General features: G+C 55.3%; 10 protein-coding genes, 1 pseudogene and 1 riboswitch. Of the genes and pseudogenes, 3 read left to right on the top strand and 8 right to left on the bottom strand.

Translation table 11 applies throughout. The features are described from left to right. Nucleotides 1-128: 128 nt before the first annotated feature. Both IG609_RS17125 and IG609_RS20670 read right to left on the bottom strand, forming a co-directional pair. Nucleotides 129-2,495, bottom strand: coding sequence for a DNA polymerase II (locus IG609_RS17125; RefSeq protein WP_193398242.1), 2,367 nt, complete (start codon nt 2,493-2,495; stop codon nt 129-131). Nucleotides 2,496-2,763: 268 nt separating this feature from the next. Beyond that, nucleotides 2,764-2,841: pseudogene (locus IG609_RS20670) on the bottom strand (IS1 family transposase); the annotation flags it as partial. Nucleotides 2,842-2,916: 75 nt separating this feature from the next. On the opposite strand from IG609_RS20670, the gene IG609_RS17120 reads away from it, so the two are divergent. Next, complete coding sequence (locus IG609_RS17120; protein ID WP_193398243.1) at nt 2,917-3,687, top strand: DedA family protein; 771 nt, start codon at nt 2,917-2,919, stop codon at nt 3,685-3,687. A gap of 35 nt (nt 3,688-3,722) precedes the next feature. Here the strand turns inward: IG609_RS17120 and ilvN are convergent, their stop codons facing one another. Both ilvN and ilvB read right to left on the bottom strand, forming a co-directional pair. Next, nucleotides 3,723-4,016 carry an acetolactate synthase small subunit gene (gene ilvN, locus IG609_RS17115; protein WP_193398244.1) on the bottom strand — a complete coding sequence of 98 codons (294 nt, stop codon included), beginning with the start codon at nt 4,014-4,016 and terminating at the stop codon, nt 3,723-3,725. A 5-nt stretch (nt 4,017-4,021) separates the two neighbouring features. After that, nucleotides 4,022-5,686 carry an acetolactate synthase large subunit gene (ilvB, locus tag IG609_RS17110; RefSeq protein WP_193398245.1) on the bottom strand — a complete coding sequence of 555 codons (1,665 nt, stop codon included), beginning with the start codon at nt 5,684-5,686 and terminating at the stop codon, nt 4,022-4,024. Nucleotides 5,687-6,316: 630 nt separating this feature from the next. On the opposite strand from ilvB, the gene IG609_RS17105 reads away from it, so the two are divergent. After that, nucleotides 6,317-7,939, top strand: a complete 1,623-nt coding sequence (locus IG609_RS17105) for a family 43 glycosylhydrolase (protein ID WP_193398246.1) — start codon at nt 6,317-6,319, stop codon at nt 7,937-7,939. A 4-nt stretch (nt 7,940-7,943) separates the two neighbouring features. On the opposite strand, the gene thiQ is transcribed toward IG609_RS17105, so the two are convergent. The 4 genes from thiQ to sgrR form a co-directional block, all read right to left on the bottom strand. Next, nucleotides 7,944-8,654 (bottom strand): thiamine ABC transporter ATP-binding protein ThiQ, encoded by a 711-nt coding sequence (gene thiQ, locus IG609_RS17100; RefSeq protein WP_180773822.1) that lies wholly within the window; start codon nt 8,652-8,654, stop codon nt 7,944-7,946. Next, nucleotides 8,641-10,248: a thiamine/thiamine pyrophosphate ABC transporter permease ThiP gene (gene thiP / locus IG609_RS17095; RefSeq protein ID WP_193398247.1), complete on the bottom strand. Its 1,608-nt coding sequence runs from the start codon at nt 10,246-10,248 to the stop codon at nt 8,641-8,643. Before thiP ends, thiQ begins: the two co-directional genes overlap by 14 nt. Further along, entirely contained in the window at nt 10,224-11,207 is a 984-nt protein-coding gene (thiB, locus tag IG609_RS17090) for a thiamine ABC transporter substrate binding subunit (protein WP_193398449.1), read from the bottom strand. Before thiB ends, thiP begins: the two co-directional genes overlap by 25 nt. An 80-nt stretch (nt 11,208-11,287) precedes the next feature. Next, nucleotides 11,288-11,384: riboswitch (TPP riboswitch) on the bottom strand. A 37-nt stretch (nt 11,385-11,421) separates the two neighbouring features. Beyond that, the gene (gene sgrR, locus IG609_RS17085; protein WP_193398248.1) at nt 11,422-13,080 is read right to left on the bottom strand and encodes an HTH-type transcriptional regulator SgrR; all 1,659 of its coding nucleotides are present in this window, start codon (nt 13,078-13,080) and stop codon (nt 11,422-11,424) included. A gap of 90 nt (nt 13,081-13,170) precedes the next feature. Here sgrR and sgrT point away from each other — a divergent pair, with 90 nt between their 5' ends. Further along, nucleotides 13,171-13,335 carry a glucose uptake inhibitor SgrT gene (gene sgrT / locus IG609_RS17080; protein ID WP_193398249.1) on the top strand — a complete coding sequence of 55 codons (165 nt, stop codon included), beginning with the start codon at nt 13,171-13,173 and terminating at the stop codon, nt 13,333-13,335. The last annotated feature ends 54 nt before the right edge of the window (nt 13,336-13,389 follow it).

Genomic DNA, 13,389 nt, shown 5'->3' with positions numbered 1-13,389 from the left:
AATGTCTGATTACATTATCGGGTGCTGATAATGCTGCTGATGCAAATTCAGAAAGGGCGTTATGGTAATAGATGACGGTGCGTTCGTCACCCCTCAAACTTGCTGTGGCGCGAATTAACCCCTTTCATTTAAAACAAGCCCATCTGGCCGGTTACCAGTGTAGCAAAATCGTCGTGCAGGAACGGTAGAATGGCGTCCGCGACGGGCTGGAGCTGGCGTTCGACATAATGCTGGTAATCCAGCGGAGAATGCTGGGTTTCCAGCGGTTCGGGGCCGTTGACGGTCATCACATAGCTGATCCAGCCGCCGTTTTGGTATTGCAGCGGTCGCCCTTGCTGGCGGTTATAGTCATCGGCGATTTTCGCGGCTCTGGCGTGGGGCGGCACGTTGCGTTGGTAATCATCGAGCCGGCGGCGCAGCCGTTTACGGTAGATCAGCAGGTCGTCAACATCACCGTTCAGGGTACGATCGACATAATCCCGCAGCCAGTCCTGATAAGGCTGTTGCTGAAAAATCAGCAGATAGAGCTGCTGCTGAAATTGCTGCGCCAGCGGTGTCCAGTCGGTGCGCACGGTTTCCAGCCCTTTGAATACCATCTTTTCGCCTTGTGGCGTGTCGATCAGGCCGGCGTAGCGTTTTTTACTGCCTTGTTCCGCGTCGCGAATCGTTGGCATCAGGAAGCGGCGAAAATGCGTTTCAAACTCCAGCTCCAGCGCACTGGTCAACTGCTGAGTGTCTTGCAAATGCTGCGTCCACCATTGGTTAACGTGCTGCACCAGCGTTTTGCCAATCTTTGCTGCTTCTTCTTCGCTATGCGCGTGCTTCAACCAGACAAAGGTGGAGTCGGTATCGCCATAAATTACCTGATAGCCCTGTTCCTCGATCAGTTCGCGCGTTTTGCGCATGATTTCATGGCCGCGTAGGGTGATGGAGGAGGCGAGACGCGGATCGAAGAAGCGACAGCCTGTCGCGCCCAGTACGCCGTAAAAGGCATTCATGATGATCTTGAGCGCCTGAGACAGAGGTTTATTATTGGCGCGCTTCGCCGCCTCACGCCCTTGCCAGATCTGCTCGACAATCGCCGGCAGGCAGTGCTGTTCGCGGGAGAACCACGCTCCGCGAAAGCCGGAGACGGCGTACTGAGCGTCAGGATTCTGTGTTCCCACCGCCAGCCCGACTGGGTCGATCAGGAACGTGCGGATGATAGAAGGGTAGAGGCTCTTATAATCCAGCACGAGCACCGAATCATACAGTCCGGGACGCGAATCCATCACAAATCCGCCGGGGCTGGCTTCAAGTGCGACGTCACCCAGATTCGGGGCAACGTAACCCATGCGATGCATGCGCGGTAAATAAAGGTGGGAAAATGCCGCCACGGAACCGCCGCTGCGGTCGGCCGCCAGACCAGTGACGCTGGCGCGTTCTAGCAAGAAAGGCAGCAGCTCGGTTTTGTCGAAAATACGCGTGACCAGTTCGCAGTCTTGCAGGTTATAGCGCGCGAGAGCGGGTTTATCTTCGGCAAAACGGCGGTCGATTTCATCCATCCGCTGATAGGGCGTGTCGATGGCTTTGCCTTCCCCCAACAGCGACTGCGCGACGAATTCCAGACTAAACGAGGCAAAATTCCACGTCGCAGATTTGAGCGCGTCAATGCCGTCGATAATCAAACGGCCGGTGGCGCTGGCAAAAAAATGCCCCTGTTTAAAGCCGTGCTCCCGCCATTCTAACGCCTGACCGTTGCGCCCCAGCTTGAGCGGAATGTTGTAGCGCTCGGCATGTTTCTGCAAGACACGCAGATCAAACTGCACCAGATTCCAGCCGATGATGGCATCGGGATCGTGCTGCTGCATCCAGGTATTCAGCTTTTCCAGTAGCAACGGACGGCTGGCAACATACTCCAGCGTAAAATCCTCATGCTCGGCAGGCGTGCCGTTCGGCGGGCCAAGCATGTAAACCTGACGCTGTCCGCAGCCTTCCAGCCCGATGCAGTAAAGCTCGCCGTGGCGGGTGGTTTCGATATCCAACGACACCAGTTTGAGCGTCGGGCGGTAATCAGGATTGGGCTTCATGCGGGCTTCCGTCAGCAGGCTACCTGACGTTGGGTTACCGCTAAACCACACGGGCGCGGTGATAAAGCGCTCCATCAGAAAGCGTTCCGTCGGCCGAATATCCGCTTCGTAAATCTGAACGCCACCTTCACGCAGCAATTTCTCCAGTCGCAGCAACTGGCGGTATTGTGGGCAATACAGCCCTAGCAGCGGCTGATGGTGGAAATCCTGCATGGCGAGCGGTTTTAACTGCCAGCGTTTTTCCTGCTGTAAAAGCGTTCTTGCGCGGGCTTCTTGCTGTGCTGGAATAAAGGCAACGGCCTGCTGTACCGGCAGGCGTGCGAGTTGCGGGCCCTCATCGGTGGCCAGCCAGAATTCAACCTGCGTGCCGGCTGGTGTATCGTTCCAATGGCGGGTCAGTAGAAACCCCTGACGAACCTGAGTCACTAAGCGGCCTTTTATCGCAAGCGAGATAGGGAAGGATGGTAGGAGTAAGTATGGTTATTTATACAGGTGATGTCCAGTGTTTGGCTATGCGGTAATGAGCCCGCTGTTATCGTCGGGCAGGGAAAAGGCCTCTCTCTCACCTGATAACATGACATTTATGGTTATGGCGCAAATGCGTTGTAATGGTGTTTTTCTGACACGATTTTTCGTGCGTAGCAACCCCCAATCATCGGTGGTGAAAAAACCAACATTGTTGACAGTAGTATCAGGAAAATCCTGCCTTTCCTGTTCCATGCTTACGGACGGGTTTTGTTTGCTGGCAATATCGGCAGGCAACTTCAATGATGGGATAAAATCAGGAGTTGACCGCTTCTGCTATGATCCAGACAATCCTTGTTTTTATAACGTACGGGTAGGTTTTATGGAAGTGTGGCTGGATCATCTGGTTACCCAATCACTCGCGTATTCACTGATCGCCGTCATGCTGGTCGCCTTTCTGGAGTCTCTGGCTATGGTGGGGCTGCTGTTGCCGGGCACGGTGATGATGGCAACGCTAGGGGCACTGATCGGCAGCGGACAATTGGGGCTTTACCCAGCGTGGGCGGCTGGGATTATTGGTTGCCTGCTAGGGGACTGGATTTCCTATTTTATTGGTAGGCGTTTCAAAGCCCCGTTACATAACTGGTCTTTCCTGAAAAAGTATCAGACGTTACTGAGTAAAACCGAATATGCCCTATATCAGCATCCGATGCCGACGATACTGATAGGGCGTTTCGTCGGCCCGACGCGTCCGCTCATCCCGATGGTGGCGGGGATGCTGGGGTTACCACCTTATAAATTTGCCGTGCCGAATATCATTGGCTGCCTGCTGTGGCCGCTGGCCTATTTCTTACCGGGTATTCTGGCTGGTGTCGCGATTGATATTCCCGCGGGGACAAACAGCGCAGGATTTAAATGGCTGCTGCTGATTACTGCCATCATGGTGTGGGGCGCAGGCTGGCTAAACTGGCGCTGGTGGCGCAGTGATAAGCGTAAGCATCATGACTGGTTTAACAGAACGATGCCGCTCAAACGCCTGCGCTGGGTCGCGCCCGTGATGTCCGTGGCAGCGGTTGCCTTGCTGATCGTACTACTACAGCATCCGCTGATGCCCGTTTACCGCCATCTGCTGTGGCAGGTGTTAAACGGGTAATGTTGGGCAGGCCGGGAAAGACCCGGCCAAGCCAGTTAGCAGTAGAACTCGGCGACCTGCTCGAAAATACGCATTTCTTCACCGTGACGGCGAACCTGAAGGACGTCTTCCAGCTTTTCCACCTGACTGATCATCTGCGGTAGCCGCTGGTCATCTTTGACCAGTAGCCAGATGCGGCTTTCTTCACCGTTGGCCAGCGGCATACACAGAATGCCTTCCACGTTAAATGCCCGGCGGGCAAACAGGCCGCAAACGTGTGACATGACGCCGGGATGGTTGCGCACAGAGAGTTCTAGCGTGACCTGATTTGAAGTTGGTTGAATTGACATAGTCATTAATCTCCGATCATATCGATGTTCGCTGCGCCCGGTGGCACGATGGGTAACACTTTTTCATTGGCGTCAATCAGTACGTGGATCAGCGCAGGACCTGGTTGATTGAGCATCTCTTGCAGCGCTGCCTGTGGGTCGGCGGCGGCGTTCAGATCGCAAGTTGCAAAGCCAAAACCTGCGGCAATCGCGAGGAAATTCGTGCTGTAGCGGTAATCGGCTGCGAAGATGCGTTTCTGGAAAAACATATCCTGTTGTTGGTGAACCAGACCGAGCGATTGGTTGTTCATCAGGACGATTTTTACGTTGAGTCCTTCTTCTGCCGCGGTCGCCATTTCCTGAATATTCATCATCAGGCTGCCATCACCCGAGAAACACACCACGGTGCGATCTGGTTCAGCCAGGGCCGCGCCAATCGCCGCAGGCAGGCCAAAACCCATCGTCCCAAACCCGCCGGATGTCAGCCACTGGCGTGGACGACGCAGCGGATAAGACTGCGCGACCCACATCTGATGCTGGCCGACATCGGTCGTGATGATGGCATCATCCGTCAGTGCCTGCGCCGTGGCCTGAACCAGACCATAATGGCTTAGTGGATCGTCAGCACTCGGCATGCTGAACGGAAATTCCTGTTGCAGCCCGCGGACGGTTGTGCGCCATACGTCACGCTGCTGTGGTGTAATCTGTGGCAGCAGTTGATCCAGCGCCTGTGCGACATCTGCGTTGATCGCCACGTGCGGCTGGCGGATCTTGCCCAACTCGGCGGGATCGATATCGATGTGAATGATGCTGGCCTGCGGGCAAAACTGTTCCGCTTTGCCAATCGCGCGATCGTCAAAACGTGCACCCAGCACAATTAACAAATCCGCCTGCTGTAAGATCAGATTGGTTGATCGTGCGGCGTGCATACCCAGCATCCCGAGTGACAGAGTGTGATCGACGGGCATGGTTCCCAGCGCCATCAGCGTCATGGTGGTTGGCAGGCTGGAGCGTTCCGCCAGTTGAATCGCCTGTTCGTGCGCGGCGCTGCTAATGATCCCACCGCCCAGATAGAGCACCGGACGCTGAGCCGCGTTAATCATGGCCGCAGCACGCTTGATTTCCTGCTGGGCAATGGCGGGTGGCGTATCGAGAGGGAAGACGTCCGGCAGTTCGCTCAGCTCAATGGTCGCATTCTGAATGTCTTTGGGAATATCGATCCACACGGGGCCAGGACGACCCGACTGCGCGATGCGAAAGGCTTCCGGGATCACGCGCGGCAGTTCGTTGATGTCGCGAACCAGATAGTTATGTTTGGTGACGGGAATAGAGATGCCGTAGGTGTCGACTTCCTGAAACGCATCGGTACCGATCATGCTGGAAGGCACCTGACCGGTGATACACACCAGCGGGATCGAATCCAGTTTGGCATCGGCGATGGCGGTGAGCAGGTTGGTCGCCCCCGGCCCGCTGGAAGCCATACAAACCGCAGCGCGTCCGCTGGCGCGCGCCATGCCTTGTGCCATAAATCCAGCGCCTTGTTCGTGGCGAGCCAGAACGTGGCGAATCGTCTTACTCTGACCCAGTGCATCATATAACGGCAGGGCCGCGCCACCGGGAATGCCCGCGACGGTGGTGATGCCCTGCTGTTCGAGCAGCCGAACAATTAACTGAGCGCCTGTATAACGCATGTTTACATCCTTCATCAGGGCCGGTGCGGTGTCGGAGCGGGGAGGGTAGAAACAAGAAACCCCGCTCGGCTTGCGCCGGCGGGGTTTGAGAATCTTTGATTCGGAACCCGTTACGGCGCGCTGCCGACGACGACCACGACTGCCACGCGCACGACGACGACCGCGTCAACATGCGCGGTGCTTAGTAGTGCTGAAGTGGAAGAAGAATAGTGCGTCACGGGAATCCTATTTATGTTCTAGTGAATTATTTATGGCCGAATGTTGTGTTCGAATGAGTTATTCACTCGTCAACTCATATAAGCACAGCAGTACAAAAAGACACAATACCTACAAGGGATAAAAACTGAATATGTCGAATTGGTCACAGTATACCCGTCATACTTCGAGTTGCATGTGCGTTGGCTGCGCTCAGTCACCCGAATCACTTACTTGAGTAAGCTCATCGGGATTCCCTCACTTGCCGCCTTCCTGAAACTCGAATTATTTAGGGTATATATTGGTATTTCACCGCACGACTATCGCCTGATTTTTCGCCGTATAACCGAGAGAAGCGTGACTGTTTTCACAATTGGAACAGGGTTTCAATGTTATAAATTATAAAATAATCATTGAGATAGTGGGTGGTGATAAATGGGCGTGTCCCGAGCGGTAGGGAAAGGCGTATTAAGCGGTATCTTATTGATGGCAATGGGTATCGGCACGGCGATGGCCTGTCAGGCTGGCCCTGCTAACGAATGGAAGCGGGGTATTGAACAGCAGCGTCAGGCGGATTTGGGCAATGGCTGTTATCTCAATCCGATTATTGCGGGCGATCATCCTGACCCCACGATGATCAAAGACGGGGATGACTATTACATGACGTTCTCGTCATTTGACGACATCCCCGGGCTGCTGATTTGGCATTCTCGCGATTTAGTGAACTGGGAACCGCTTGGTCCCGCGATCACGACGCCTGTCGACGCGATCTGGGCACCGGATTTGGTGAAGCACAACGGCAAGTATTATATCTACTTCACTACAAACCGGATTATCGACGCCAAAGGGACGAAAAAGAAAACGCTGTATGTGATTACCGCCGATGATATCCACGGCCCGTGGACGCCGCCGAAAGATACTGGCTTGAAAAACCCGGCTAGCGATCCCGGCCACGTCGTGGGAGAGGATGGCAAGCGTTACATCTTTATGTCTGGTGGCAACCGCGTGCAATTAACGGACGACGGGCTGTCGACGGTCGGCGACATGGAGGTGGTCTATCAGGGATGGCAGTACCCGGAAGAGTGGGATGTGGAAAGCTTCTCGCAGGAAGGGCCTAAGATGCTGCGCCACGGCGACTACTTCTACATGGTACTGGCGGAAGGCGGAACGGCTGGACCACCGACCGGGCACATGGTGATTGCCGCGCGATCTAAATCGATCAACGGACCATGGGAAAACTCGCCGCACAACCCGATTATCCGCACGCAGGATCGTTCAGAGAAGTGGTGGTCACGCGGTCATGCCACGCTGATCGAAGGGCCGGATAAAAACTGGTACATGGTGTATCACGGTTATGAAAATGGCTTTATGACGCTGGGGCGGCAGGCGATGCTGGAGCCAATTGTCTGGGGCGATGACGGCTGGTTTACGTCTGCCGGATTCGATACCGGCAAACCGATTCGCAAGCCGGCAGGGGGCGACGCGGTGCCTCACGGCATCGGCTGGTCTGATAGCTTTACCGACGAGAAATTTCCGGCTCGCTGGCATTTCTACCGCGCCAATGCGGAAGAGCTAAAGCGGGTTACGCTCAGTGACGGCAAGCTGCACCTGAAGGCAAAAGGCACGTCGCCGAAAGATAGCGCGCCGCTGACGATGATCCCCGGCGATCAGGCTTACCAGATTGAAGTGACAGCGAACTTTGCGCCCGGTGCACAGGCTGGTTTATTGCTGTTCTACAATGCGAAGCTATATGTCGGGCTGTCGTTTAATCAGGATGGCACCGTCATGCATCGCTACGGGCTGGAAAGAGTGGAGAAGAAACTGCCGCATATTACGGGCAATGAGGTGCAGATTCGGATGAAAAACGATCGCCATATCGTGACGTTCTACACTCGAACCTCGGATCAGGAACCGTGGAAGAAATACCCGGTGCAGATGGAAGTGTCCGGCTACCATCACAACGTCGCGTATGATTTCCTCAGTCTGCGGCCTGCCCTGTATGCTTCAGGCGAAGGCGAGGTGACGTTCAGCAACCTGCGCTATCAGGCGTTGCCTTAATTTCTCAATCCGAAGACGGACGTGAAATTCCCAGGATGGCGGCGGCCTCAGCGCTGCCATCCTGTAGCGCCTGAGTCGGCCCGTCATAATAAATCTGTCCGTCCACGATCAGCACCGTACGCTTCGCGATCCGCATGGCATCATCCAGATTGTGGGACACCATCAACAGCGTGAATTCACGCTCCTGACACACGCTCTCAACCAGATCTAGCATCTCCTGACGCAGCGCAGGATCGAGCGCTGAGAAGGGTTCATCCAGCAGCAGAATAGGCTGGTGGCGCACCAGACAGCGTGCCAGTGCCGCGCGCTGGCGCTGCCCGCCGGACACCTGCGACGGCAGACGATCCAGAAGATCCGCCAGACCGACCCGATCGGCGATCTGCCGTAACGTTTCATGCTGTACAGCACTGAGGCGCAGGCCGGGATGTAGCCCCAGCGCGATGTTCTGTCCGATTGTCAAATGAGGAAACAGGTTATTTTCCTGAAACAGAATCGACACCGGTCGTTTAGCGGGAGGTGTCTCGCGGTGAGATTCGCCGTTAAGTCGTAATTCCCCGCTGTCTGCCATCAGGAAACCGGCAACCAGATTCAGCAATGTACTTTTCCCTGCGCCACTAGGGCCGAGGATGGCGATGCGCTCGCCCGGTTTGACGTGAAAATCAAAACGCATGGGCAAGTGCTGATAAAAGTAGGTCAATTTCTCAAGCGCGATCATGACGGCCTGCCAGTTTCTCAATCAGGGTAAATAACATAAAGCACAGCAGCATTAAGAGCAGCGCCGTGACTGCGCCGTCGGCGCTGCGATAGGAACCAATTTGCTGGTACAGGTAGAACGGCAGCGTGCGGAACTGCTCATTGCCGAACAGCGCGATAACGCCGAAATCACCAATCGACAGCACGCAGGCAAAAGCTAACGCCTGCGCCAGCGGCTGTTTCAGCGCGGCGAGTTCGATCAGTTTCAATCGCTGCCAGCCGCGAATATCCAGCGACGTGCAGAGTCGGTTGTAGCGCTCGGCAACGTCCAGCATGGGGTTTTCCAGCACTTTGATCGCGTAGGGAATCGCCATCAGCGCGTTGGTGAACACCACCAGCGCGTAAGGGGATTGCGGTAACCCGATGCTGTTATTCAGCAGCAGGAAAAAGCCGGTTGCCAGCACAATACCGGGCATGGCGAGGATGAGCATTCCGCTCAGGTTCATCAACTGCCCGTAGAGCGGCTTTTGGCGTAACTTGAGTTCGCGGCTGCTCCAGAGCAGCATCATGGTCAGTACCAGACACAGGAGCCCTGCGCCTAAGGCGATGCGCAGTGAGGTAAACAGCGTTTGCCAGAGCACAGGCTGTTGCAGCACGGTAACCAGCGATCGGTTCACGCCATCCACCACCACGGCCAGTAAAGGAGGGACGACCAGCAACAACAGCGCACCAATCAGCAGCCCATCGGTGAGGCGGCTTAAGGCGCTATCTTGTGGGTTGCGCCAGGCAAGCTGCTGTGTGCTGCCGACGGGCAGAATGCGCCCCAGCCGCTGGCTCAGCAGTACCAAACCAAGACAGCAAACCATCTGAATTAACGCCAGCAGCGCTGCGCGCCCCGGATCGTAATCAAAGCTTAATGCCTGATAGATAGCCAGCTCAATGGTGGTTGCCTGCGGGCCGCCGCCCAGCGACAGCACGGTGGCGAAGCTGGCGAAGCAGAGCATAAAAATCAGTGCGCCAGTGGGTAAAATCTGCCGACGCAGGGCGGGCCATTCCAGCAGTCGGAAATGCTGCCAGCTGTTCATACCCAGATTCGCGGCCAACTGACGTTGCTCGGTAGCGATGCCTTCCAGCGACTGCAACAGCAATCGGGTTGCCAGCGGCAGATTAAAGAAGACGTGCGCCAGCAGGATGCCCTGCAACCCATAGGGCGAAAATGTATATTTCAGGTTAAACCAGCCCAGCGCAGAAGCCAGCCAGCCTTGGCGACCGTAAACGCTGAGCAGGCCAAAAACGGCAACCAGCACGGGCAGCACCAGCGTCATCGCGCACAGGCGCAGCAGCCAGCGGTGGCCGGGAAAGCGTCGTCGGTACAGCGCTCTGGCGAGAAACATGGCTGGAACGGTAGAAAACAGCGCGGAGAGAAAGGCCTGCCAGAAGGTAAACCGAATGACATGCCAGAGATAGCTGTCATGCCATAGCGTGCGCCACTGGCTTTCGGGCGCCTGTAGCCACAGAGCGCCGAAAGCCAGTGCGGCAACGGAAATTAACAGCGTGGTGGCCAGTAGCCCCGGCCACAGACGTCCGCCGATCAGTGGCTGACGGCGCGTTGCCATGCCTGAATCCACTGCGTCCTTTGATCGGTTACTTCCTGCGCGCTGAACTGCATGGCTCTTTCCGGCACCGCGAGCGTCGCGAAGCCTGCTGGCAGATCGGTTTTAACCGCCGGATACATCCAGTTTGTGGTAGGGATCGCCTGCTGGAACGTTGGGCTTAGGATGAACTGCATAAAGCGTTTTGCCAGCTCGGGATTTTTGCTGGAAGCCAGCTGTCCGGCGACTTCAATTTGCAGATAGTGCCCTTCGCTGAAGGTCGCTGCCGCGTAGTTATCTTTCTTTTCTTCAATGATGTGATAGGCCGGCGACGTGGTGTAACTCAGCACCAGATCCGCTTCCCCTTTCAGGAACAGACCGTAGGCTTCACTCCAGCCTTTGGTGACGGTAACGGTTTTTTTCGCCAGCTTCTGCCAGGCTTGCGGCGCATCGTCGCCATACACTTTCTGCATCCACAACAGCAGCCCCAGTCCCGGTGTACTGGTGCGTGGATCCTGATAGATCACTTTCCACGGTTCGTTGCTGTCCACCAGCTCATGCAGGCTTTTCGGCGGGTTCTTCAGCGTGTTTTTGTTATACACAAACGCGAAATAGCCGTAGTCATAAGGCACGAACGTCTTATTGTTCCAGCCGCCCGGCACCGTGACGGCGCGGGTGTCCAGATTGTGTGGCGCAAACAGGCCGGTTTGTTCCGCCGCCTGCAACAGGTTGTTGTCCAGCCCCAGAATGATATCCGCTTTGCTGTTCTTGCCTTCCATACGCAGACGGTTCAGCAGCGAGGCACCATCTTCCAGCGCGACGAAGTTCAGTTCGCACTCGCACTCTTTTTCAAATGCGGTCTTGATGACAGGGCCTGGACCCCACTCGGAAGCAAATGAATCGTAGGTATATACGGTAAGCGCAGGCTTGGCGAACGCCGAAGCAGAGAGCAGTAGCAGGCAAGACAGGCTGGTTTTCAGCACGGTGGCTGAACGCGGTAATAATTGATTTAACACTTTGCACTCCTGAGAATCATAGGGTGGCAAAGGACTTTGAGGCAGCAATGAGCAGCACTCTCAAATCCCTTCGCCGGTATTAACCGGATCAGGTTCGACGGGTATCTTCTCAGCGAAAAATTTTCCGCACCCCGTTGAGAACGGCACATTGTAAAGGGTTAAGTCGGGCAGCGAAAGGCTCTCAGCGTTCCGGCGGTGCGAACCAGGCAGATTTAAAATCAAACCAGCCGAGCATATTCATCCTGACGCCGCGCATACTGCGCTGCCCCTGAAGCTGTAGCCAGTGATGCAGAAGAGGGTGCAGTTGGCCGCTGGCGATCAGCTTTTCACACCACTCTGCCATCGGCAGCGTGTGGTTACGCCACTGCTGTGCGTCTGCATGCAGATCGTCATCCAGACAGTGCTGTGCCAGCGGGAGTTCGTAGAGCATCGCGAATAGGGAGAATTCGATAGGCAGGTAACAATTCAGGCTACCAAACCAGATATCGCTGTCGGCATTGCCCTGATACCAGTCTTCGTAGCTGACCGTCTGAATATGTAATGTGACGCCATGTTGTGCCAGCAGTGTGCGCATTATCTCGCTTAATATCCGATATTCAGGGTGTGCCTGATAGAACGTGAGCGTGACGTCCGTTAGCCCTTTCGGCATGGATTGCGGTACATCGGGATGGTGATGGTGCCAGCGCGGTAGCAAACTGTAGGCGGGAGACCAGTCACGCTGGTTGCTGATATTGGCGTGGTTGAGTAGCGAAATAGGGTTAAATACCTGCCTGAGCCATCGCTGAGCTTCCGGTCGTGATGCTAACGGCGAACGCTTATCGAATAGCAGGAAATAGCCGCCTTCTTCCATCCGGCTTTCCAGCTGTTCGTGACGAGAATTGTCAGACTGGAGTTGGATAGATACCGGCATCTCCTCTGGCTCGTCGGGCAAGACCCAAATATTGACCTCATCAATTAGCGCCCGATAGCCAAAATAATCATCGAAGGCGCGGATCTTTAACTGGTTGCTGTTATTGCGCACCACGGCGTAAGGACCGGTACCAATCGGGTGTTGAGCGAAATCGGGGAGCGTTTGCCATTCCTGCGGCAAAATCATGGCGTGCACGCTGCCCAATAGCCACGGCAGCCATTTATCCGAGCTGTTTAGCCGAATATCAATCACGAAGGGCATCGGTGATATGACGGTTTCAAGGTGCGCAAACAGTGGCCAGGCGCTGAGGCGCTTGAGGGAGGTGATGACATCCTCCATCGTGAGCTCGCGACCGTGATGGAAGCGGATGGCCGGACGCAGATAAAATCTCCAATGCAGGGGGGAGATCATCTGCCAGTGATGAGCCAGATCGGGCTCAATTTCCCCATTTTCCTCATTTATATTGGTGAGTCCGCTGAAAATTTGTCGGGCAATGTGCATCTCTGAACGCCGTAGCGCCGAGCCGGGCAGTAAATTGCGTAAAGGACGGTAATAGAGGATGCGCAGAATGTGTTTCCCCTGCCGGAAGCTCCGCCCAAGGTGGGCTAGCAACATCTGGCGCACTGCTTCTTTGTCACCCACCAACTGCACTAGCTGCTCAATGCGATCCTGCTCCAGCAGATCCTCAGCGCGCTGCTGCTGTAGCGCCAGTCCGGTATAAACAAACGATAGCTGAGAGCGTTTTCCCCTGCCGGCTTCTGCCTGCCAGATCAGCCAACCTTCTTGCTGCATCGCGTTCAGCAATGAGCGGATATGGCGGCGGGAACAGTTCAACACCCCGGTCAACTCTTGCAGCGTGGTGTCGGTGGTTTGCCCCTGAAAGTGCTGCCACAGGCGGATGAACTGTTGTTGCAATCGAGGGGAAGACATAAAAGAGGAACTCCCAGCACTAAAGTCATCAATTTATCTTTCCCTATATTACGCCGATACTTTGCAACAAGAAAAGAGAGGAGGTAGCTGATGGCGATTTCCCGTTTGTACCCGTTCTATCAAACCTACTTATCGACCTGTAAAGCAAAGTGGTTGCGATGGATGTCTACCCAACAGCGTATTGCATTACTACAGCAGGCGACGCAGTGGCACCTGAAAGACATGTCTGACGACGAGTACCGTCATTGGCTTTAGGCGGTGCGAAACAATTTATTCTGAGTAATGGTGACGTTTCACCAGCCAGCGAGT

This window comes from Pectobacterium quasiaquaticum, from assembly GCF_014946775.2.
Lineage (GTDB): Bacteria > Pseudomonadota > Gammaproteobacteria > Enterobacterales > Enterobacteriaceae > Pectobacterium > Pectobacterium aquaticum.
Note: the sequence above shows the minus strand (reverse complement) of the source record. Positions and strands in the feature narration are given on the sequence as shown.

What these genes read in the sequence shown, in the direction of transcription:
- IG609_RS17120 (WP_193398243.1), top strand. Translation starts at nt 2,917, where the DNA reads ATGGAAGTGTGGCTGGATCATCTGGTTACCCAATCACTCGCGTATTCA.
- ilvN (WP_193398244.1), bottom strand. Translation starts at nt 4,016, where the DNA reads ATGTCAATTCAACCAACTTCAAATCAGGTCACGCTAGAACTCTCTGTG.
- ilvB (WP_193398245.1), bottom strand. Translation starts at nt 5,686, where the DNA reads ATGCGTTATACAGGCGCTCAGTTAATTGTTCGGCTGCTCGAACAGCAG.
- IG609_RS17105 (WP_193398246.1), top strand. Translation starts at nt 6,317, where the DNA reads ATGGGCGTGTCCCGAGCGGTAGGGAAAGGCGTATTAAGCGGTATCTTA.
- thiQ (WP_180773822.1), bottom strand. Translation starts at nt 8,654, where the DNA reads ATGATCGCGCTTGAGAAATTGACCTACTTTTATCAGCACTTGCCCATG.
- thiP (WP_193398247.1), bottom strand. Translation starts at nt 10,248, where the DNA reads ATGGCAACGCGCCGTCAGCCACTGATCGGCGGACGTCTGTGGCCGGGG.
- sgrR (WP_193398248.1), bottom strand. Translation starts at nt 13,080, where the DNA reads ATGTCTTCCCCTCGATTGCAACAACAGTTCATCCGCCTGTGGCAGCAC.
- sgrT (WP_193398249.1), top strand. Translation starts at nt 13,171, where the DNA reads ATGGCGATTTCCCGTTTGTACCCGTTCTATCAAACCTACTTATCGACC.